Here is a 249-nt window from a genome sequence, read left to right as displayed (position 1 = left end):
CTACGAGGTCTTCGACTGCGCGATGGGCGAGCGGTCCATCTCCCCGATGGGCCACGGCCGGATGATGGCCGCGGTCCAGCCCTTCATCTCCGGTGCCATCTCCAAGACGGTCAACATGCCCGAGTCGGCGACCCTCGAGGACGTCGAGAACATCTACTTCCAGGGCTGGAAGCTCGGCATCAAGGCCCTCGCGATCTACCGCGACACCTGCAAGGTCGGCCAGCCGCTGTCCGGGGGCAAGGGCAAGAA

General features: G+C 65.5%; 1 protein-coding gene. It reads left to right on the top strand.

Translation table 11 applies throughout. The features are described 5' to 3' along the window. Positions 1-22 precede the first annotated feature (22 nt). On the top strand, positions 23-249 hold a 227-nt coding region (locus tag AC0IVP_RS22000), incomplete at its 3' end, for a hypothetical protein (RefSeq protein WP_471759291.1).

The sequence above is a fragment of the Klenkia sp. AC732 genome (assembly GCF_979256525.1).
The sequence above is the reverse complement of the archived record's forward strand: the minus strand, read 5'-3'. Positions and strand labels throughout refer to the sequence as shown.